This window comes from Paractinoplanes durhamensis (assembly GCF_016862175.1).
GTDB lineage: Bacteria > Actinomycetota > Actinomycetes > Mycobacteriales > Micromonosporaceae > Actinoplanes > Actinoplanes durhamensis.
Window position 1 is genome coordinate 282,162 of the sequence record NZ_BOML01000013.1, and the last position, 19,447, is coordinate 301,608.

A 19,447-nucleotide genomic window follows, 5' to 3' on the forward strand; every position below is an offset into this window, starting at 1 on the left:
CGATGAATCGGACCGCGGCTGTCGCCGGCTTGACCTCGGCCGAGGTCGCCGAGCGTCGCCGGGCCGACGGGCCGAATGTCGTCGCCAAGCCGGTGCAGCGCCATCTCCTCGGGCGGATCGGCCACCAGTTGGCTGACCCGCTGGTCGCGTTGCTGCTGATCGCCGCCGTGGTGACCGCGATTCTGGGCGACCTGCCGGACACCGCGGTCATCGCGCTGGTCGTGTTCGTCAATACCGTGATCGGCGTCGTGCAGGAGGTACGCGCCGACGCGGCCATCGCCGCCTTGGACGACCTCGCCGCACCGACCGCGCGCGTGGTCCGCGACGGCCAGGACCGGATCGTCCCGGCCGCTGACCTGGTCCGGGGCGACCTCGTGCGCCTCGAAGCCGGCGACGTCGTGCCCGCCGATCTGGAGCTGGCCGTCGCCGAGCGGGCGGCGTTCGACGAGTCGTCGCTGACCGGCGAGTCCGTCCCGGTGCATCGTGGCCCCGGCGAGGAGTCCGGTTCCGGCACCGTACTCACCACCGGCCGGGCCACCGGCATCGTGGTCCGGGTCGGCGCCGACAGTTCGCTCGGCCGCATCGCCGACCTCGTGTCCCGCACCGCCCCCGGCCTGACCCCGCTGCAACGCCGGCTCGCCGCGCTGGGGCGGACCCTCGGCGCGGCCGCTGTCGCCGTCTCCGCGATCGTCTTCGGACTCGGGATGCTCGCCGGCCAGCCGGTCGTCCGGATGGCGATCACCGCGGTCAGCCTGGTGGTGGCCGCGGTACCGGAGAGCCTGCCCGCCGTGGTGACGCTCGCACTCGCCCTCGGTGCCCGCCGGATGGCCCGTACCCGGGCCATCCCTCGGCGGCTGCACGCCGTCGAGACGCTCGGCTCGGTCACCGTGATCGCCGCCGACAAGACCGGCACGCTCACCGAGAACCGGATGTCCGTCCAGCGCGCGGTGACCGCGACCGGCGGGCGGTACACCGTCACCGGCACCGGATACACCCCGACCGGAACCATCCAGCCGGCCGGGGTGGACGAGCTCCGCCCGCTCGCCCTGGCCGGTCTCCTGTGCAACGACGCGGACCTGGTGAAGCCCGACTGGTCGCCGGCCGGCGACCCGATGGAGGCAGCCCTGCTCGCCTTCGCCGGCCGGTGCGGCTACGACTGGGTCACCGAACGCGCGAAGGCGCCACGCGTCGCCGAGCAGCCGTTCGACCACGCCGCGCTGCGCATGACCACCGCGCACCACCTGGACACCGGCGGATACCTGATCGTGGCCAAAGGCGCTCCGGAAGCAATCCTGGATCCGGAGGCCGACAGCGATCTTTTCGCGGCGGCCCGGGAATTCGCCGCCGACGGGCTGCGGGTGCTGGCCGTCGCCGCCGCCCACTCCGCACGGCCCGACATCGCGGCTCCGCTGCGCCCGGCCGGACTGGTCGGCATCGGCGATCCGCTGCGCGAGCAGGCCGCCGCCACCGCCACCGCATTCGAGGCCTCCGGCGTACGCCTCCTGATGATCACTGGAGATCACCCCGCGACCGCCGCGGCCATCGGTTCCCACCTGGGCATTCTCGGCCCGGGCGACCGCGTCGCCCGCGGCGACGACGGGCCGCTGACCGCGGCCGACGTCGCCGGCATCCGGGTGTACGCACGCACCCAGCCCGACCGCAAGCTCGACATCGTCGCGGCCCTGCAACAGCAGGGCGAGGTCGTCGCGATGACCGGCGACGGCGTGAACGACGCGCCGGCACTGCGCCGTGCCGATATCGGGGTCGCCATGGGCAGCGGCACCGAGGTGGCCCGGCAGGCTGCCGACCTGGTCCTTGTCGACGACAACCTGGCCACCGTGGCGGACGCGATCGGCGAAGGCCGGCGCATCTATGACAACATCCGCCGCTTCCTGCGCTACGCGCTCGCCGGCGGTATCGCCGAACTTGTCGTGATGCTGGCCGGGCCGCTGCTGGGCATGCCGCTCGCTCTGCTGCCCGGCCAGCTGCTCTGGATCAACCTGCTCACGCACGGGGTGCCCGGGGTAGCGCTCGGCGCCGAACCCGCGGAGAAGGGTGTGCTGCGCCGGCCGCCACGCTCACCCCAGGAGTCGGTGCTCGGCGACGGGCTGCTGGGCAGTGTGCTGGCCGGCGGCGTCGCCGTGGCGACCGTGGTGCTGGCCGCCGGTGTGATCGCCGACCAGGCCGGTCGACCGTGGCAGTCGGTGATGTTCGTCGTCCTCGGCCTGGCACAGCTCGGCGTCGCTCTCGCGGTCCGCGCCAGGACGACGTCCGGCGGCGAACGCAACCCATGGCTTCCGGCCGCAGTCGCCCTGTCCGGCCTGCTGCAGGTAGCCGGGGTGGTCACCGAACCTCTGCGCACCCTGCTGGGTACCGAGCCGCTCACCGCCCTCGAGCTGCTCGGCTGCGCCCTGATCGCCGTGCTTCCCGGCGTAGCTCTTCGGCTGCTGCGCCACGGCCGCGCCTGACCGGCGGCACCGCCCCACGCCTCATGTGGTGAGCCGAGCGGGCACCAATGAGGCCGGCGGCCCGTGGGCCGCCGGCCGATCGTCGGCACATTCGTTCATCATTCGGTTCTGACCGTGATCGTCGTGCCGGTGTCGAGCGGTGCGGTCAACGGCACCGTGATCTCGAGGATTCCCTTACGGTAGGAGGCGGTGATCCGGGGTTCGTCGGCATTGGCCGGCAGACGCACCGAACGCTGCACGGATCCGTAGCGGAAATCGCTGCGGTGCCGGCTCGCCTCCTCCTCATGGCGCTCGGCCTTGACGGTCAGCACGCCGTGCAGCGCGGTGATCTGGACGTCCTTCTCGGGGTCCAACCCGGGCAGCTCGGCGCGGAGGACGTACTCCTCTGCGCTGATCTTGTCCTCGAAGCGGATCGCGGGCAGCAGCGGACGCGGCAGATCGACCTCGAACCAGTCGGTCATGTCACCCAGCCATCGCGTCATCGTTCCACTCATTTCTCCTCCCTTCCTTGGCCCTGCTCCTGCATCCGGTCTCGGCTGTCAGCGTCCGGTCAGGGCCGGACGGCCGGATGTCAGATCTGTTCGGGCATGCGGCGGGCGGCGGCGATCTCACCGGCCACGCCTCGTGCCCAGGCCCGCACCCGGACCGGGTTGCGGAAGTCACCCACGTGCCCTTCCCGGGCGAGCTGTTGGGCTACGTGACCGAGCCAGCCATGTGCATCGGTGGTCATCCGGCCGCCGAATGTCACATGCGCCCGAGCCGTGAGGTCACGCAGCGCCGACGCCGCGTGCGGCACCGGCTCCAGTGCGCCGGCGTCCGCGGAACTGTCCAGCGGCCCGCTGCTGAACAGCCACACCGGGCGACCGCGGAGCACGTGCGAGAAACGTTGCACGAAGCGACGGACGTCCGCGTGCCAGCCGAACGCATACAGCGCAGACCCGAGAACGACCGCGTCGTACCCGGCGACGCCGGTCACCTCACCCGCCGGCGTGAGTTGCACGGCGAAACCGGCCGCTTGAAGTTCCTCGGCGATCCACGCGGCGATCTCGCCGGTGCCGCCCCCGGTGCTTCCGTAAGCCACCAGAACCACCATGACGACTCCTTCGGTGTCAGCCCACCAGGAAGACGGGACAGTGCGCACGCTGCACCACCGACCGGCTCACCGAACCGAGCAACCCGGCCGGAATTCCGCCCGGGCCGTGCCGGCCGATCACCAACGCGGCGGCTTCGTTCGACGCCTCGACAAGAGCGACGGCCGGGTCCTCGGCGACGAACCGCCGATGTATCCGGACACCGCCGACCGTCTCCACCCGAGCGGCCCTGGGCGTCGTGTCCGCGTGCAGGACCACCAGATCGCTGCCCCGAAGAAGAGCCTCGCGGCGAGCGAACCCGATGGCCGGGCTGTCGTCCCGGTCCACCCCGACCACGACCGGGCGGGTACCGAATCCCGGACCGGCCGGCCAGCCGGGGACGCGCACGACCAGCACCACACCGGTGTGGTCCACGGCGACCCGGTCACCGACGCTGACACCGAATGCCGCGCCGACGGCACCGTGCTGATGACCGACCACGACCAGACCGGCGTCGCGCGCCTCGGCCAGCAGGAGTGGCGCGGCCGAGCCGACGAGCAGCCGGCTGGTCACCGCCACCGTGGGAGAGTAGGCGCGGACCCGGTCGGTAAGGCGTTCCAGCAGGGAGGCACCGCCCTCCTGCGCGGACGGGCGGATACCGCCGGTCCTCTGCACGTGCACGATCCGCAGGTCCCAGCCTCGCAATTCGGCCTCGATCGCGGCATGGTCCACGGCGGTGTAGCTCGGGGGGTTCTCATCCACCCCGACGAGCACGAGACCCGAGGTCGCGCTGCTGGGCGACGAGGCGGGCCGGGGCGCCGGCCGGGCCGGTTCATCCGGACGATAGCCAACGGCGCCCAGGTACCGGTTGATCGCCGCGCCGTACCGACCGGGGTTCCCGCGATCCGCGTGGTCGTGGCGTGCTTCGCGCTCGATACGGAGTCTGTCGAGATCACTCATGGCCGGCCTCCCTGGACCGTTCCGCTTCTCTCCATCAAGCACAGCCCCGCGGAGCTCAACCGGGAAGGGCCGATGGTCCCCACCGGCCGTCCGACGTCAAGCGGACGGAGCTCTGGTCAGATCGACAGTCGTCGTCCTAAACTCGCGTTCAGCCCCGCAGGGGGCCGGCCGGGAGGTCCACGCGATGCGGATCGTGGTACTCGTCAAGCAGGTGCCGTCCACCGATACCCGCCTTGCCTTCGCGCCCGACCTCACCGTCATCCGAGACGCCGGGCCGGCGGGGCTCAACACCGCCGACTGGTATGCCGTCGATCAGAGCCTGCAGATCGCCGGGCAGCAGCCGGACGCCGAGATCACCGCGGTCACCATGGGGCCGGCCGGCGCGGTGGACGCCCTGCGTACCGCGCTGGTGCTCGGTGCCCGCTCGGCCGTGCACATCCGGGACGACGCCCTGCACGGGTCGGACGCCCTGGCCACCTCGCGGGTGCTCGCCGCGGCGGTCGACCGGCTCGGGTTCGACCTGGTGCTGTGCGGCTCGGCGACGGCCGACTCGGGGATGTCGGCGGTGCCCGCCATGATCGCGGAACGGCTGCGGGTGCCGGCGCTCTGCTTCGCCGATCGGCTCGAGGTGCGCGACCGGACGGTGGAGATCCACCGGGACGACGGGTGCGGTGACCGGCGGGTTCTTGCTGCCACGCCGCCGCTGGTGGTCTCGGTGACCGAGCGATGCGGCGAGCCGCCCTACCCGAGGTTCGTGACCCGGCACGACGCCCGGGACAAACCGATCCAGGTGTGGACTCTGGCAACACTCGGCATCGACCCGGCCGAGGTCGGCCTGGCCGGCTCGGCGTGCGCCGTCCGCTCGGCGACGCCGCGCCGAGGGCGCCGCCCCGACTGCGACGTGCTCGCCATGGGTGACCCGGCGAGCGTGGCCGTCCGGGTCGCCGACTTCCTGGCCGAGCGCCAATTCCTCTAGGCCGGGAGGCACGCGGTGGCGGAAGTCCTGGTTCTCGCGGAACGAAGTGCGGAACGGAACAGAGTGCGCCGCGCCACCTGCGCTCTGCTCACCGTCGCGCGCCGGCTCGGCACGCCCGCCGCGGTGCTGGGCGGTCCGGTCGAGCCGGCGAGCCTCGCCGCGCTCGGGCGGTTCGGCGCCGCGACCGTCTACTCGGTGCCGGCCCCCGAGATGACCGACCATCCGGTGTCGGCCCGGGTCGAGGCGCTGGTTCAGCTCGCCGGCCGCCGGCCACCGGCCGCGATCCTGGTCGCCTCCGGACGCGAGGGCCTGGAGATCGCCGGGCGGGTCGCGGTACGCCTGGACTCCGGGATCCTCAGCGACGTGGTCGACGTGACGGCCGGCCCGGACGGACCGGTCGCCGCCCAGTCGGTGCAGCACGGCGCCTACCGGGTGGAGTCCGTCGTGGTGCGGGGCACCCCGATCCTCGCGGTCCGCACCGAGCACATCACGGTGGCGCCCGCGCCGGTGACGGCGGTGGTCAGCCCGGTCCGGATGACCTTCCCGGGCCGGGTCCGCGCCGTCCGGCAGGTCGGGCGGGACCGGGTCGAACCGACCGAACTCTCGACCGCCGCGGTGGTCGTCGCCGGCGGCCGCGGGGTCGGCTCCCGGGCCGGGTTCGACCTGGTCCGGCGGCTGGCCGCGGCGCTCGACGGCGTTCCGGCCGGCACTCACGCCGCGGCCGAGCAGGGCTGGTGCCCGGCGGAGATGCAGGTCGACCAGGTCGGCACGATCGTCCACCCCAGCCTCTACCTGGCCCTCGGGGTCTCCGGCTCGATGCGGCACCGCACCGGCATGCACGGCGCCGGGACGATCGTCGCCGTCGACAGCGACCCGCAGGCCCCGATCTTCGAACTGGCCGACCTCGGCGCGGTCGGCGACGTGCACCGGGTCGTCCCGGAACTGCTCGCCGAGATCGAACGGCGCCGCTCCCCAACCCCGGAACCGGAGGAATGACGTGGTCCTGCGACTCGTCCTGGGCCTGGTGATCGCGCTGGCCGCGTTCGCCGTGGCCGGTCGGCGTGCGTTCATGCTCTACCGGATCGGGCGGATCGGGCAGCCGGTCGAGCCGGACCGCACCCGTGGCGCGGGGAAACGCCTGCTGGCGGTGACCACCGAGGTCGTCGGGCAGCGCAAGCTTCTGCAGTGGAGCGTGCCCGGCGCCGCGCACGCCGCGGTGTTCTGGGGCTTCACCATCCTGCTCGCCACCATCGTCGAGGGCTTCGGCGCGTTGTTCCAGCGTGACTTCGCCATCCCGCTGATCGGCAAGCAGGCATGGCTCGGCTTCCTGGAGGACTTCTTCATCGTGGCGGTGCTCTGCGGCCTGGCCGTCTTCGGTGTGCTCCGCCTGGTGCAGAGCCCCGAGCGCGAGGGCCGCCGATCGCGGTTCTTCGGCTCGCACCTGGGCCCGGCATGGCTCGTCCTATTCATGATCTTCAACGTGATGTGGACCCTGCTTCTCTATCGAGGGGCACAGATCAACACCGGCAATTTCCCGTACGCGTCGGGAGCGTTCGCCTCCGAGGCGGTCGCGCGCCTGCTGGCCCCGGCCGGTCGTACGGCAAATGATGTTTTCGAAACCGCAGGCCTTCTCGCCTCGCTCGGCGTCGTGCTGGGTTTCCTCGTGCTCGTTCTCTACTCGAAGCACCTGCACATCTTCCTCGCGCCGCTGAACGTGGCGTTCTCCCGCCGCCCGCGCGCGCTCGGCCCGCTTCTCCCGGTCTACTCCGGTGGGAAGGAGGTCGACTTCGAGGACCCGGGCGAGGACGACAAGATCGGCCGCGGGGCCATCGAGGACTTCACCTGGAAGGGCATGCTCGACTTCGGCTCCTGCACCGAGTGCGGCCGCTGCCAGTCGCAGTGCCCGGCCTGGAACACCGAGAAGCCGCTCTCCCCCAAGCTGCTGATCATGGCGTTGCGCGATCACGCCGCCGCCAAGGCGCCGTACCTGCTCGCCACCTCCGACGAAGAGCGGGCGGCGCTGCCCAAGGACGTGCTGGCCGAGGCCGAACGCTCGCTCGTCGGGCCGGTCGACGCGGGCGGGGTGATCGATCCCGACGTCCTGTGGTCCTGCGTCACCTGCGGCGCCTGCGTCGAGCAGTGCCCGGTCGACATCGAGCACGTCGACCACATCGTCGACATGCGGCGCTACCAGGTGCTGATCGAGGCGCAGTTCCCGAAGGAGGCGCACACGCTGCTGCGCAACCTGGAACGCAGCGGCGACCCGTGGGGCCGGGGCGCGCAGGCGCGGCTGGAGTGGATGACCGGGCTCCCGTTCGAGGTGCGGGTGCTCGACGAGGGGCAGCGCCTGCCCGACGACGTCGACTACCTGCTGTGGGTCGGCTGCGCCGGCGCGCTCGACGAGAACGCCAAGAAGACCACCCGCGCGGTGGCCGAGCTGCTGACCGAGGCCGGCGTCGAGTTCATGGTGCTCGGCGGCGCCGAGACCTGCACCGGCGACTCCGCCCGCCGGCTCGGCCAGGAGCTGCTCTTCCAGGAGCTCGCCAAGCAGAACGTGGAGACGCTCGACGCGGCCGGCGTGAAACGGATCGTGGTCACCTGCGCGCACTGCTTCAACACCCTCAGCAACGAGTACAAGCAGCTCGGCGGCGACTATCAGGTGCTGCACCACACCCAGCTGCTGTCCCGGCTGGTCGCCGAGCAGAAGCTGGTGCCGGTACACCCGGTCGACGCGGCGATCACTTACCACGACCCGTGCTACCTGGGCCGGCACAACCGGGTCTTCACGCCGCCGCGGGAGATCCTCGGCGGCGTCCCCGGCGTCCGGCTGACCGAGATGCCGCGCAACCGCGAGACGTCCTTCTGCTGCGGCGCCGGCGGGGCCCGGATGTGGATGGAGGAGACGATCGGCGTCCGCATCAACGAGACCCGCACCGACGAGGCGATCGAGACCGGCGCCGACCTGATCGCCGCCGCCTGCCCGTTCTGCATCGTGATGCTCACCGACGGCACCGCCGTCCGCAAGCAGCAGGGGAAGGCGCCCGAGGGGCTGGAGGTCATCGACGTCTCCCGGGTTCTGCTCCGCTCGCTGCGCGACCCCGCGCAGGACTGATCGGACGAATCCGGCCGTGTCAGCGTCGTGTGCGGAACATGTCAGGGGGTGGGTGCACACTCGGGTCGAGAGCTGAACTTCTTCGAAGAAGGACTCGATGACAGAGGTTGCCAACCCCGCCGCCGCGGACGATCAACGGATCACCGGCGACATCCTGAAAGTCGCCGGGGTCGTCGTCCTCGGCGCCATCATGTCGATTCTCGACATCACGGTGGTCAATGTCGCCCTGCCGACGTTCCAGACCACCTTCGGTACGGCCGGCCACCCGCTCGCCTACTCGACCGTCGCCTGGGCCGTCACCGGCTACACCCTGGCGCTGGCCACCGTGATCCCGCTGACCGGCTGGGCGGCCGACCGGTTCGGCACCAAACGGCTGTACATGACGGCGGTCACGCTGTTCACGATCGGTTCGGCGCTGTGCGCGATGGCGAGCGACATCAACATGCTGATCGCCTTCCGGGTGCTGCAGGGCCTCGGCGGCGGCATGCTGATGCCGCTCGGCATGACCATCATGACCAGGGCCGCGGGTCCGAAGCGGATGGGCCGGCTGATGGCCATCCTGGGTGTGCCGATGCTGCTCGGCCCGATCGGTGGCCCGATCCTCGGCGGCTGGCTGATCGACACCGCGAGCTGGCACTGGATCTTCCTGATCAACCTGCCGATCGGCGCCATCGCGCTGATCTACGCGTTCGTGGTCCTGCCCAAGGATGCACCGCACCCGTCGGAGAAGCTCGACGTCGTCGGCATGCTGATGATGTCGCCCGGCCTGGCGCTGTTCCTCTACGGCGTCTCGTCGGTCCCCCGCACCGGCACGCTCGCCTCGGCCGAGGTCCTCATCCCCGGGCTGGTCGGGCTCGCCCTGGTGCTCGGCTTCGTCGTCTACTCGTTCAAACCGGCGCACCCGCTGCTCGACCTGCGGCTGTTCCGCAACCGCAACCTCGCGATCAGCATCCTCACGATGTTCCTGTTCGCGGTGGCGTTCTTCGGCGGCCTGCTGCTCGTGCCGACCTACTTCCAGCAGATCCGCGGCGAGTCGGTGCTGCACGCCGGCCTGCTGGTGGCCCCGCAGGGCCTCGGCGCCATGCTGACGATGCCGATCGCCGGCATGCTGAGCGACAAGCTGCCGGTCGGCCGGATCGTGCCGTTCGGCCTGCTGTTCATCCTGGCCGGGATGGCGAGCCTGACCCAGATCACCTCGACGACGTCGTACACCTGGCTGATCCTGACCCTGTTCGTGATGGGTCTGGGGATGGGCGGCACGATGATGCCGATCATGACGTCGGCGCTCAAGACCCTGCGGAATGCCGAGGTCGCCCGCGGGTCGACGCTGCTCAACATCACCCAGCAGATCGCCAGTTCGGTCGGCGTGGCGATCATGTCGGTGATCCTGACCAACGGCCTGAAGGACGCGAAGCTGGCCGGCCCGGCGATCGCGTCCCGGCAGGACCCGGCGATCGCCGCGCAGATCGGCGGCCCGGCCGGCGTCAAGCAGGGCCTGGCGGAGGCCGCGGTCGCCTTCGGGCACACCTACTGGGTGGCGTTCTCGCTGGTCGCGGTGACCGTGGTGGCGGCGCTGTTCCTGCCCCGCAAACGCTCGGACGCGCAGCCGGCGGACGACGCGCCGGCCGACGCGGCGCCGGTGATCGTGCACTGATGTCCGGGCCGGGGGCGACTTTCGGTCACCCCCGGCACCGGACCGGAGCGCGACGGTGTCGGCCATGCCGGTGCCGGCCAGCGGGTACCACGGCAGGAAGGCGATCTTCTCCTGCTCGGCGTGGTTCAGCACGTCCTCGGCCGCACGGTTGGTGAGGTTGTAGAGGTTCTGCACCGAGGCGATCGGGGTGACCGCCTGGGCCGCCTGGTCGGCCGGTTGACCGTGACCGAGCAGGCCCTGAGCACGGCCGACACGATCGGCCAGCGCCTGGTGACGTACACCGCGCCGGCCGGTTCCCCGTCCGCCGAGGCGCTCACGCTGCTGGCCCAGCTGGTCGGCCGGTAGGGTCGCGGTCATGACCTTCGACGCTGTTCTGTTCGACTGCGACGGGGTCCTGGTGGACTCGGAGAGCATCACCAACGGGGTTCTCCGGGTGATGCTGCACGAGCTCGGCTGGGCGATCAGCCCGGACGACTGTTTCCGGCTCTTCGTCGGGCGGGCGCTGCGGGACGAGACCGCGATCATCACCGCGCACACCGGCTTCGTCGTCACCGACGACTGGCTGGACGACTTCCGGGACCGTCGCAACGTGGCCCTGACCGCCTCGCTGGAGGCTGTCCCGGGGGCGGTGGCGGCGGTCCACGAGATCGACTCCCGGCTGGGCGGCATGATCGCCTGTGCCAGCGGCGCCGACCTCGGCAAGGTGCAGTTGCAGCTGCGCAAGGTCGGCCTCGACCGGGTCTTCGCCGGGAAGATGTTCAGCGGCATGGACCAGCCGCACAGCAAACCGGCCCCGGACGTCTACCTGGCCGCCGCCGCGCACCTGGGCATCGACCCGGGCCGGGCCGCCGTGGTCGAGGACACCGTCCCGGGCGTGACCGCGGGGGTGGCGGCCGGCGCGACCGTCTTCGGCTTCTGCCCGCCGGACAGCCCGGCCCACCACCCGCCGGCGGCGCTGCTCGGCGCCGGCGCCACCCACATCTTCACGACGATGGCCGAGCTTCCCGGGCTAGTTCACGCCGGAGGTCAGCTCGCTGAACAGGCGGTTCGCGGCCGGTGAGGTGAACTGGCGCTGCAACTCGGCGCGGGCGATCTGCTGGCGGAACTCGCCCGCATACGTGGTGTCGCCGGCGTCGTGCATGAGGTCGGTGATCCACGCGGCGAACGCCTGGTAGTTCCAGACGTGCCGCAGGCAGTCCGCCGAGTAGCTGTCCAGCAGGCTCGGGTCGCCCTTCTCGGCCTGCAGGATCACGGCGCGGGCGAACGTCTCGGCGTCGTTGAGGGCGAGGTTGATGCCCTTCGCGCTCATCGGCGGGACGATGTGCGCGGCGTCGCCGAGCAGGTACAGGTTGCCGTAGCTCATCGGGTCGTAGACCACGCTGCGCAGCGGGACGATCCGCTTGTCGGTGATCGGGCCGGACTGCCGCGGGCTGCCGTATCGGGCGTCCAGCTCGCGCCAGATGCGCTCGTCCGGCCACTGCTCGACGGTGTCGGTCAGCGGGATCTGCAGGTAGATGCGGCTGGCGTGCGCGCCCCGCGGGATCAGGCCGGCCAGCCCCCGGGAGTGGATGGCCATCCCGGACGAGGTGCCCGGCACCGCGGCGAGGACGCTCAGCCAGGCGTACCCGTACTCGTGGGCGTAGCGGGTCAGGACCCCGTCGGGGATCGACGCCCGGCTGACCCCGCGGTCGCCGTCGCAGCCCGCGACGAAGTCGCCGCGGATCGCCCGCACCGCACCGCCGGTGTCCCGGTAGCGCACGACGTCGCCCAGGCTCACGTCGGCCGCCTCGAACCGGAGGTCGCCGCCGTCGCGCAGGAACACGTCGGTGAGGTTGCGGACCAGGACCTGCTGCGGGCAGAGGATGCTGTCGGCGTTGTCCTCGTCGTCGAGGTCGATCGGCAGTTCCTCGCCGTCGATCCAGAAGCCGCCGGCCACCTCGGGCAGCGGATCGCCCGCCAGCACCTCGCCGAGCCCCCACGCCCGGTACATCCGCACCCCGCGGGCGTCGACGGTGCCGGCCCGCTGCCGCCGTTCGACGTACTCGCGGCTATGGCGCTCCAGCACGACGCAGCCGATGCCGTGGCGCAGCAGGAAATTACCGAGGGTCAGGCCGGCGACCCCGGCTCCGACGATGACGATAGTGGTGTTCTCAACCATGCCGACCACTCTGCAGCCGCCGGACGATGGCACCCACCGTCAAATGGACTTCGGATACCGGAAACCCGCCAAGCTGGCGTAGCGGCCCGGGGTCTGGCCGACGACCTCGGTGAACGCCTCGATGAAGCTCGTCGGGTTCGACCAGCCGCACGCGATCGCGGTCTCGGTGACCGACCGGCCGTTGCTGAGATGGATCAGGCCGTGGTGGATCCGCAGGACGGTCCGCCAGCGGTGGAAGCTCATCCCGAGCTCGGTGTGGAACAGGCGGCTCAGGGTGCGCTCGCTCGCGCCGGCCGCCCGGCCCAGCTCGGCCAGGGTGGCGGGGCGGCCGGGGTCGGCGTGCAGCAGGTCGGTGACGGTGCGCAGCCGGTCGTCGGCCGGTTCGGGCAGGTGCAGGGACTGCTCGGGCGTCTCGATCAGCTCGTCGACCAGCACGGCGCGGAGCCGGTCGGACGCGCCGGGGCGGCTCTCGGGCCGGTCGGTGAGCGCCAGCAGGACCTCGCGCAGCAGCGGGCTGACCGCGAACACGCTCGGGTGCGGAGGCAGCTCGGCGCACCGGTCGACCGGGATCGCGACGAGGCGGACGTCGGTCTCGGCGTAGAAGCGGTGCGCGTGCTGGAATCCCGGCGGCGTCCAGGTCAGCCGGTTGGCGGGCGCGACCCACGTGCCGCGTTCGGTCGTGGTGGCGAGGGCGCCGGCCGCCGCGAACACCAACTGGCCCTCGGGGTGGGCGTGCATCTCCATCCGGAAGCCGTGCGGAAGCCGCCCGGCGCCGCTGGGCGTGTTCTCCGGCATCGCGCGCCAGCCTACCGGTCGATCAAGCCCCGGTTGCTGTCATGACGCCGACTGCCCGCCGGCTGATCGAGCACTACCGTCGGAGCGTCCACTGAGGAGGTTCGGATGACGCTGCCCGACCCCGGGGAGGCCGGCACGCTCGACGATCTCGCCGAGCGGCTGCGGTCGCTGAAGATCTGGGCCGGCGACCCCTCGTACGAGGCGATCACCGGCCGGGTCAACGCGGCGTGGGCCGAGGCCGGGCGCCCGGTCGGCGAGCTGGCCGGCAAGAGCACGGTCGCGGACTGCTTCCGGACCGGGCGGCGGCGGGTCAACGCCGACCTGGTCGCCGCGGTGGTGCACGCGCTGCACCCCGACCAGGGGTATGTGTCGCAGTGGCGGCAGGCGCTGCAGGTGATCGAGGGCCAGGCCCGGGCGGCGACCCAGGTCCGGGTCCAGGACGCGCTGCCGGCGGAACTGGAGTCGTTCACCGGCCGCGCCGCCGAGCTGGCGAGGCTGCACGCGGCGCTGAGCGGCGACGGCCCGGTGGTCATCTCCGGGATGGCCGGGGTCGGCAAGACCCAGCTCGCCGTGCACGCCGCCGGCCGCCTCCGCGCCGAGCGGGTGCTCTTCGTCAACCTGCGCGGATTCCATCCCGACCCCGCCCAGCCGCCGGTGGATCCGGCCGCCGTCCTCGACGGATTCCTGCGCCTGCTCGGCGTCCCCGGCCATCACGTGCCGCACGAGCTGGCGGCCCGGACCGCCGCCTACCGGGAGCGGCTGGCCGGCACCCGGACCCTGGTCGTGCTGGACAACGCGGCCGACGAGGACACCGTCCGGCCGCTGCTGCCGGCGACGCCGGGCTGCCCGGTGCTGGTCACCAGCCGGCGCACGCTCGACGGCCTGCCGGGCGCGGCCCGCGTGCCGGTCGAGGTGTTCACCCCGGCCGAGGCGGCGAGCCTGCTGGCCCGGGCCGCGGCCGGGGTGCCGGTGGGCGCCGACCCGGCGGCGGCCGAGCGGATCGCCGAGCGCTGCGGGCATCTGCCGCTGGCCCTCGGCCTGGTGGCCGGCCACATCCGCGGCACCGCCGGCTGGACCCTGACCGACCACGCCGCCCGCCTCGACGAACGGCACCGGGAACGGCGGCTGGACGCCGGCGTGCAGCTCGCCCTCGACCTGTCCTACCGGCGGCTGCCGGCCGACCGGCGCCGGCTGCTGCGCCTGGCGGCGGCCCATCCGGGGCCGGATTTCGATGCGTACGCGGCGGCCGCCCTGACCGGCGCCGATGCCGACGCGGCCCTCGATGACCTGTGCGCCGACCATCTGCTGCTGCGGGCCGCGGCCGGCCGCTACACGTTCCACGACCTGGTCCGGGCGTTCGCCGCCCAGCGGTCCCGGGACGAGGATCCGCCCGCCGACCGCCGGGCCGCGCTGACCCGGGTGTTCGACCTCTACCTGGCCGGTGCCGCCGCGGCGGCCGACATCCAGCACCCGGCCGAAGCACACCGGCGGCCGTCCGTCGCCGCGCCCGGCACGCCGCTGCCGCCGATGGCCGACCCGCCCGCGGCGCTCGCCTGGCTGGACGCTCAACGGCCCACCCTGGTCGCGGTGGCCGCGCACGCCGCGACCCGGGGCTGGCCCGGCCACGCCACCCGGCTGTCCCCGATCCTGTTCCGCTATCTGGCCGGCGGCGGCCACTCGGCCGACGCCCTCGCCGTGCACGGCCACGCGCACCGGGCCGCCCGGGCGGCCGGCGACCCCAACGGCGCGGCCCTGGCCCTCGGCAGCCTCGGCGTCACCTATCGCCGGCTCGGCCACTACGACCAGGCCGCCGATCTTCTGCAGCGGGCCCGCGGCCTGTTCCGGCAGGTCGGCGACGCGGAGGGCGAGGCGCGGGCGCTGACCAACCTCGGCGCCGTCGAGGAGCGGCGCGGCCGCCTCCGGCCCGCCGCCGAGCACTACGAACGTGCGCTCGAACTGAGCCGGCTCGCCGGCGACCGCACGGCCGAATCGGCGGTCCTGAGCAATCTCGGTTTCCTCGAATCACGGCTGGGCGACCACGAGCGGGCCGCCGAGCGGCACGCCCAGGCCCTGGCGCTGAACCGCGCCGGCGGCGACGACGTCGGTACGGCCGGCGCGCTGACCAACCTGGGCGCCGCCACCGCGCGGCTGGGCCACCACCAGGTGGCCGCCCGGCATCTGCGGCAGGCCCTGTCGGCGTACCGGCGGCTCGGCAACCGGGCCGGTGAAGCGTGCGCGCTGGACGAACTGGGCACCCTGCACGCCCGGCTCGGCCAGCCCGGCCTGGCCACCGACTTCCACCGGCAGGCGCTGGCCATCGTCACCGCCATCGGGCAGCGCGAGGGCGAGGTGTGGGCGCTCAACGGACTCGGCGAGGCCGCCTGCCTCGACGGCCGGCTCGACGAGGCACTCACCCATCATCAGGCCGCGCAGACCATCGCGGCCGACATCGGCGACCTGGACCAGCAGGCGCGGGCGCACGCCGGCCTGGGCGCCGCGCACCGCGCCCTCGGCCGGACCGTACCCGCCCGCCGGCACCTCCGGCATGCCGCGACGCTCTACGCCGAGCTCGGCATGCCGGAGGCCGACCGGGCCCGGGCGGACCTGGCCGCACTCAACTAAGCGCCGCACTCACATGAGCGCGGTCAGGCGGTGGTGGCTTCGATCGTGAAGCACCGGTGGAGGATGTGCGCACTCGGCGACAGCAGCGGTGCGCTGAGCCGGATGTAGGGCTGCACGGTGGTGGTGCCGGCGCCGACGTTGATGAGTGCCCAGGACGTCCGGGTCTCCCACGAGTTGGCGTGGCTGGCGAAGTTGGCCGGGCCGAAGACGCCCTCGACCGGTGCGGCGCCGTTGACCGACCAGCCGAGCCGGACCTCGGCGTTGTTGGCGGCCTCGACGCCGATGTCCGCGGTCGCCGACACCTTGAGCGTGGTCGCACCGGTGGTCGTGACCGACCGGGACGGCAACATGGTGATCCAGCTGGCGTCGGAGAAGAACTCGAAGCCCGGCATCGAGCAGATCGACTGCGACGCCGGGATGGCCGCGGCCGGGCTCGCCGCGACGGTGGTGACCGCGCCGGCGATGGCGGCGACGAAGGCGACGGCTGCCCCCGCGCCGATCGCCCGCTTTCTGGTGATCATGAATGTTCCCCCTCGTGTGTGTGCCGGTATGCCCCATGACTGTCCGGGGTGGCACGGCCGGGCGAGGGTTTCCCGGATGAATCCGGATGCGGGCTGCCCGGGGTCAGACCGGACGCCTGCGCCGCGGCGACGGCCTGGCGCAGCACGTCCTGGACGGGCCGGCCGGCGGCGTGCGCGAGCGCCTCGACGTCGCGGAACTCGGGGGTGGCCTGCCGGATCACACCGTCCTGAAAGGCGATCTTGATGCGTACGGTCGTGCCGTCGATCTCGACCGGCACCCAGGCGCGCGGAAGGGCGTACTTGGTCACCGGATATTGCCGTACGCCAATCGTGCTCGTGTGTTTGATGATCGTTTCGCGGACCTCGGCGGCATGATCGGAGGGCGTGAGCGCGTGCAGGGTGTGCGCCGGGCGGCCCTTCTTCATCAGGATCGGGGTCAGCCAGGCGTCGGCGGCGCCGGCCCGCAGCAGCTCGGCGAGCACGGACGGCCACACCCGCGGGTCCAGGTCGTCGATGTTGGCCTCGATCACCACCTCATCGGCGTCCGTCATCGGCTCGCCCAGGACGACCCGGACCACATTGGCCCGTTCGGCCGGGTCGCGGGTTCCGGCACCGATGCCCACCGCGCCGATCCGGATGGCCGGCATCGCCGGGACCTGCCGGGTCAGGGTGGTGATCAGCGCCATCCCGGTCGGCGTGGCGAGCTCCCCGCGGCCGTCGCCGGCGACCACCCAGCCGTGCGCGAGCTCCAGCACGGCCGGGACGGGAACAGCCAAAAGCCCATGTTGAGTACGGACGTGGCCGGACCCGAGCGCCACCGGGCCGCTGACGAGCCCGGCGAGCTTCAGGTCGTGGACGGCCGCGCAGACACCGACCACGTCGGCGACCGAATCCACCGCGCCGACCTCGTGGAAGTGGACGTCCTCGGCGGCGATGCCGTGCACCCGGGCCTCGGCACGGGCCAGCGCACCGAACACGGCGAGGACATCCCGGCGGACCGGTGCGGCCAGGTCCGCCCGCTCGATGCTCCCGCGAAGGTCACGCCAGCGCCGGTGCGGCTGCTGCTCCCCGGACACCTCGACCGACAGCTCGACCGCCCGCAGCCCGGCCCGGACGACCGGTTCGACCGACAGCCGGGCGGTCCCGGGCAGGACGGCGTCGACCGCGGCCTGCACGACCGGCAGCGCGGCACCGGCGTCGAGCAGGGCGCCGAGCAGCATGTCGCCGGCGACTCCGGCGGATACGTCCACCCAGGCCGTTACGGTCATGCCTTGGCGCGCCAGCGGCGGCGCAGCGCGAACGCCGCGGACTTGGGCTCGCGGTCGCGAGTGAAGACGCCCTTCTTGTTGCCGCCGACCCGCATGATGCCGGACTTGGTGGCGAAGTCGGCGAAGTTCCACACCTGCTCGCCGACGACGGCGTCGCAGGCGTCGAAGACCCGGTGGTTCATGTCGAGGTAGGCGACCTGGTATTCCTCGCTCCACGGTTGCGGGGTGAGCGAGTGCAGTCCGGACATGGTGTCGGCTCCGTACTCGGTGATGATGATCGGCTTGCCGTCGCCGGCCCAGGCGGTGATCTCCCGGGTCCAGGCCTCCTCGGCGCCGGCCAGGTCGCCGGTGTTGACGTACCAGCCGTAGTAGCGGTTGAGCATGAGCACGTCGGCGAACTGGCTGACGCGGCAGGCGCCGTGCGGGGCGAGCATGACGTTCACGAAGCCGACCGGGCGGGTCGGGTCGGCCGCGCGGGCGACGTCGAACAGCGGCCGGAAATACTCCTCCGCGCCCGCGGTGTCGGACTCGGGCTCGTTCGCGATCGACCAGAGCACGACGCTCGGGTGGTTCTTGTCGCGGGCGACGAGCTCCCGGATCGCCTGGGCGTGCACCTGCCGGGTCGCGTCGTTGATCGTGCCGGGTGAGAACGTGGGGTAGCCCTGACCGCCGAAGATGCCGCCGCCGAGGCCCATGTTGAGACCCACGGCTGCGACCTCGTCGATGAGCACGACGCCGTGCCGGTCGGCGTAGTCCAGCACCTCCTCGGAGTACGGGTAGTGCGAGGTCCGGAACGAGTTCGCGCCGATCCAGTGCAGCAGCTCGAAGTCGTGCACGAGGTGGGCGTCGCTGTGTCCCTTGCCGATCGTCGCGTGGTCCTCGTGCATGCCGAACCCCTTGAAGTAGAAGGGTTCGCCGTTGATCAGGAACTGGGTGCCCTGCACCTCGACGGTCCGGATGCCGACGCTCTGGTGGTAGGAGTCCCGCACGCCGCCGGCCTCGTCGACGAGCTGCACCTCGAGGTCGTAGAGGTAGGGCGCGCCCGGAGCCCAGGCGGTCACGCCGGGGACGTCGAGGTGCCCGGCGGCACCGGTCGCGGTGGCCACCTCGGCGCCGTCGGCGTCGCGCAGCACCACCCGGGTGCCCAGGCTCTCGGCCCCGGCCGCCACGGTGGTGTAGTCGACGGTGCCGGTGCGGCCGGCGAGTCCGGTCACGACGGTGACGTCGTCGACGTACGCGGGCGGGGTGGCGGCCAGCCAGACCGAGCGGTGCAGGCCGGCGAAGTTGAAGAAGTCGTGCCAGTAGATCTGGGCCGGCCCGGTCGGCGTCTGCTCGATCACGCCCGGCGGGATCGACTGGAACGACAGGGTGTTGTCGACCAGCGCGGTGACCCGCAACTCCTGGCCCGGCACGGCGAGGCCGGTGATGTCGGCGGCGAACGGCGTGTAGCCGCCCTCGTGGCTCATCACCTCGGTGTCGTTCACCCAGACGGTCGCCCGGTGGGTGGCCGACTCGAAGTGCAGCACGATGCGCTCGCCGGCCCAGCCCTTCGGCACCCGGACGACCCGCTGGTACCAGACGTCGCCGATGTGGTCGCGGACCGCGGCGTCGGCGGCGAGGTCGTTGAAGCTGGCCGGGACGGCCATCTCCCGGGCGCCGGTGAGGGGCTGCCGGAACCAGCCCGCGTCGCGGCCGGCCGAGTCCGGGTCGAGCCGGAAGGACCAGAGGCCGTCGAGTCGTTTTGTCTCCCGGGTCGCGGTGTCCTGCGGACGGAGCATGATCGGGCCTTTCGCGTCGGTGGTGTCCCCATTGAGCCACCCGAGCCGGCCGGTGCCGCAGCGAT

16 protein-coding genes are annotated in these 19,447 nt (G+C 72.5%); 8 read left to right on the forward strand and 8 right to left on the reverse strand.

The features are described from left to right. Positions 1–2 precede the first annotated feature (2 nt). Positions 3–2,468, forward strand: coding sequence for a cation-translocating P-type ATPase (locus Adu01nite_RS08020; protein WP_203725887.1), 2,466 nt, complete (start codon positions 3–5; stop codon positions 2,466–2,468). Between the two features lie 98 nt (positions 2,469–2,566). Here Adu01nite_RS08020 and Adu01nite_RS08025 read toward each other — a convergent pair whose 3' ends face one another. The 3 genes from Adu01nite_RS08025 to Adu01nite_RS08035 all read right to left on the reverse strand — a co-directional run bounded on the left by Adu01nite_RS08025 (position 2,567) and on the right by Adu01nite_RS08035 (position 4,498). After that, positions 2,567–2,950, reverse strand: coding sequence for an Hsp20/alpha crystallin family protein (locus tag Adu01nite_RS08025; protein ID WP_239132222.1), 384 nt, complete (start codon positions 2,948–2,950; stop codon positions 2,567–2,569). An 89-nt stretch (positions 2,951–3,039) separates the two neighbouring features. Beyond that, positions 3,040–3,561 carry a flavodoxin domain-containing protein gene (locus Adu01nite_RS08030; RefSeq protein ID WP_203725889.1) on the reverse strand — a complete coding sequence of 174 codons (522 nt, stop codon included), beginning with the start codon at positions 3,559–3,561 and terminating at the stop codon, positions 3,040–3,042. Between the two features lie 16 nt (positions 3,562–3,577). Beyond that, a complete protein-coding gene (locus tag Adu01nite_RS08035; RefSeq protein ID WP_203725890.1) occupies positions 3,578–4,498 on the reverse strand; it encodes a universal stress protein in 921 nt (306 codons plus the stop codon). 184 nt (positions 4,499–4,682) lie between these two features. On the opposite strand from Adu01nite_RS08035, the gene Adu01nite_RS08040 reads away from it, so the two are divergent. The 6 genes from Adu01nite_RS08040 (at position 4,683) to Adu01nite_RS08065 (ending at position 11,300) form a co-directional block, all read left to right on the forward strand. Next, positions 4,683–5,474, forward strand: coding sequence for an electron transfer flavoprotein subunit beta/FixA family protein (locus Adu01nite_RS08040; protein ID WP_203725891.1), 792 nt, complete (start codon positions 4,683–4,685; stop codon positions 5,472–5,474). Between the two features lie 15 nt (positions 5,475–5,489). Then, positions 5,490–6,470: an electron transfer flavoprotein subunit alpha/FixB family protein gene (locus Adu01nite_RS08045; RefSeq protein WP_203725892.1), complete on the forward strand. Its 981-nt coding sequence runs from the start codon at positions 5,490–5,492 to the stop codon at positions 6,468–6,470. 1 nt (position 6,471) lies between these two features. Continuing rightward, entirely contained in the window at positions 6,472–8,586 is a 2,115-nt protein-coding gene (locus tag Adu01nite_RS08050; RefSeq protein WP_203725893.1) for a (Fe-S)-binding protein, read from the forward strand. A gap of 97 nt (positions 8,587–8,683) precedes the next feature. Then, the gene (locus tag Adu01nite_RS08055) at positions 8,684–10,240 is read left to right on the forward strand and encodes a DHA2 family efflux MFS transporter permease subunit (protein ID WP_203725894.1); all 1,557 of its coding nucleotides are present in this window, start codon (positions 8,684–8,686) and stop codon (positions 10,238–10,240) included. 120 nt (positions 10,241–10,360) lie between these two features. Continuing rightward, positions 10,361–10,585: an MmyB family transcriptional regulator gene (locus Adu01nite_RS08060; protein ID WP_203725895.1), complete on the forward strand. Its 225-nt coding sequence runs from the start codon at positions 10,361–10,363 to the stop codon at positions 10,583–10,585. Between the two features lie 10 nt (positions 10,586–10,595). Continuing rightward, the gene (locus tag Adu01nite_RS08065; protein WP_203725896.1) at positions 10,596–11,300 is read left to right on the forward strand and encodes an HAD family hydrolase; all 705 of its coding nucleotides are present in this window, start codon (positions 10,596–10,598) and stop codon (positions 11,298–11,300) included. Here the strand turns inward: Adu01nite_RS08065 and Adu01nite_RS08070 are convergent. Both Adu01nite_RS08070 and Adu01nite_RS08075 read right to left on the reverse strand, forming a co-directional pair. After that, positions 11,250–12,398, reverse strand: coding sequence for a 4-hydroxybenzoate 3-monooxygenase (locus Adu01nite_RS08070; protein WP_203725897.1), 1,149 nt, complete (start codon positions 12,396–12,398; stop codon positions 11,250–11,252). The two genes, Adu01nite_RS08065 and Adu01nite_RS08070, sit on opposite strands and share 51 nt — an antisense overlap. A gap of 39 nt (positions 12,399–12,437) precedes the next feature. After that, positions 12,438–13,193 carry a helix-turn-helix transcriptional regulator gene (locus Adu01nite_RS08075; RefSeq protein ID WP_203725898.1) on the reverse strand — a complete coding sequence of 252 codons (756 nt, stop codon included), beginning with the start codon at positions 13,191–13,193 and terminating at the stop codon, positions 12,438–12,440. A gap of 105 nt (positions 13,194–13,298) precedes the next feature. On the opposite strand from Adu01nite_RS08075, the gene Adu01nite_RS08080 reads away from it, so the two are divergent. Further along, positions 13,299–15,815, forward strand: a complete 2,517-nt coding sequence (locus tag Adu01nite_RS08080) for a tetratricopeptide repeat protein (protein WP_203725899.1) — start codon at positions 13,299–13,301, stop codon at positions 15,813–15,815. Positions 15,816–15,838: 23 nt separating this feature from the next. Here Adu01nite_RS08080 and Adu01nite_RS08085 read toward each other — a convergent pair whose 3' ends face one another. Genes Adu01nite_RS08085 through uidA form a run of 3 tightly spaced genes read right to left on the reverse strand, consistent with a single transcriptional unit; the run spans position 15,839 to position 19,382 of the window. After that, the gene (locus tag Adu01nite_RS08085) at positions 15,839–16,336 is read right to left on the reverse strand and encodes a hypothetical protein (protein ID WP_203725900.1); all 498 of its coding nucleotides are present in this window, start codon (positions 16,334–16,336) and stop codon (positions 15,839–15,841) included. Next, entirely contained in the window at positions 16,333–17,604 is a 1,272-nt protein-coding gene (gene larC / locus Adu01nite_RS08090) for a nickel pincer cofactor biosynthesis protein LarC (protein ID WP_203725901.1), read from the reverse strand. Before larC ends, Adu01nite_RS08085 begins: the two co-directional genes overlap by 4 nt. Next, positions 17,601–19,382 carry a beta-glucuronidase gene (gene uidA / locus Adu01nite_RS08095; protein WP_203725902.1) on the reverse strand — a complete coding sequence of 594 codons (1,782 nt, stop codon included), beginning with the start codon at positions 19,380–19,382 and terminating at the stop codon, positions 17,601–17,603. Before uidA ends, larC begins: the two co-directional genes overlap by 4 nt. Positions 19,383–19,447 lie beyond the last annotated feature (65 nt).

Bases quoted from the DNA above. Each gene is read 5' to 3' on its own strand.
- Adu01nite_RS08020 (WP_203725887.1), top strand. From the start codon at position 3: ATGAATCGGACCGCGGCTGTCGCCGGCTTGACCTCGGCCGAGGTCGCC.
- Adu01nite_RS08025 (WP_239132222.1), bottom strand. From the start codon at position 2,950: ATGACGCGATGGCTGGGTGACATGACCGACTGGTTCGAGGTCGATCTG.
- Adu01nite_RS08030 (WP_203725889.1), bottom strand. From the start codon at position 3,561: ATGGTGGTTCTGGTGGCTTACGGAAGCACCGGGGGCGGCACCGGCGAG.
- Adu01nite_RS08035 (WP_203725890.1), bottom strand. From the start codon at position 4,498: ATGAGTGATCTCGACAGACTCCGTATCGAGCGCGAAGCACGCCACGAC.
- Adu01nite_RS08040 (WP_203725891.1), top strand. From the start codon at position 4,683: ATGCGGATCGTGGTACTCGTCAAGCAGGTGCCGTCCACCGATACCCGC.
- Adu01nite_RS08055 (WP_203725894.1), top strand. From the start codon at position 8,684: ATGACAGAGGTTGCCAACCCCGCCGCCGCGGACGATCAACGGATCACC.
- Adu01nite_RS08065 (WP_203725896.1), top strand. From the start codon at position 10,596: ATGACCTTCGACGCTGTTCTGTTCGACTGCGACGGGGTCCTGGTGGAC.
- Adu01nite_RS08070 (WP_203725897.1), bottom strand. From the start codon at position 12,398: ATGGTTGAGAACACCACTATCGTCATCGTCGGAGCCGGGGTCGCCGGC.
- Adu01nite_RS08075 (WP_203725898.1), bottom strand. From the start codon at position 13,193: ATGCCGGAGAACACGCCCAGCGGCGCCGGGCGGCTTCCGCACGGCTTC.
- Adu01nite_RS08080 (WP_203725899.1), top strand. From the start codon at position 13,299: ATGACGCTGCCCGACCCCGGGGAGGCCGGCACGCTCGACGATCTCGCC.
- Adu01nite_RS08085 (WP_203725900.1), bottom strand. From the start codon at position 16,336: ATGATCACCAGAAAGCGGGCGATCGGCGCGGGGGCAGCCGTCGCCTTC.
- larC (WP_203725901.1), bottom strand. From the start codon at position 17,604: ATGACCGTAACGGCCTGGGTGGACGTATCCGCCGGAGTCGCCGGCGAC.
- uidA (WP_203725902.1), bottom strand. From the start codon at position 19,382: ATGCTCCGTCCGCAGGACACCGCGACCCGGGAGACAAAACGACTCGAC.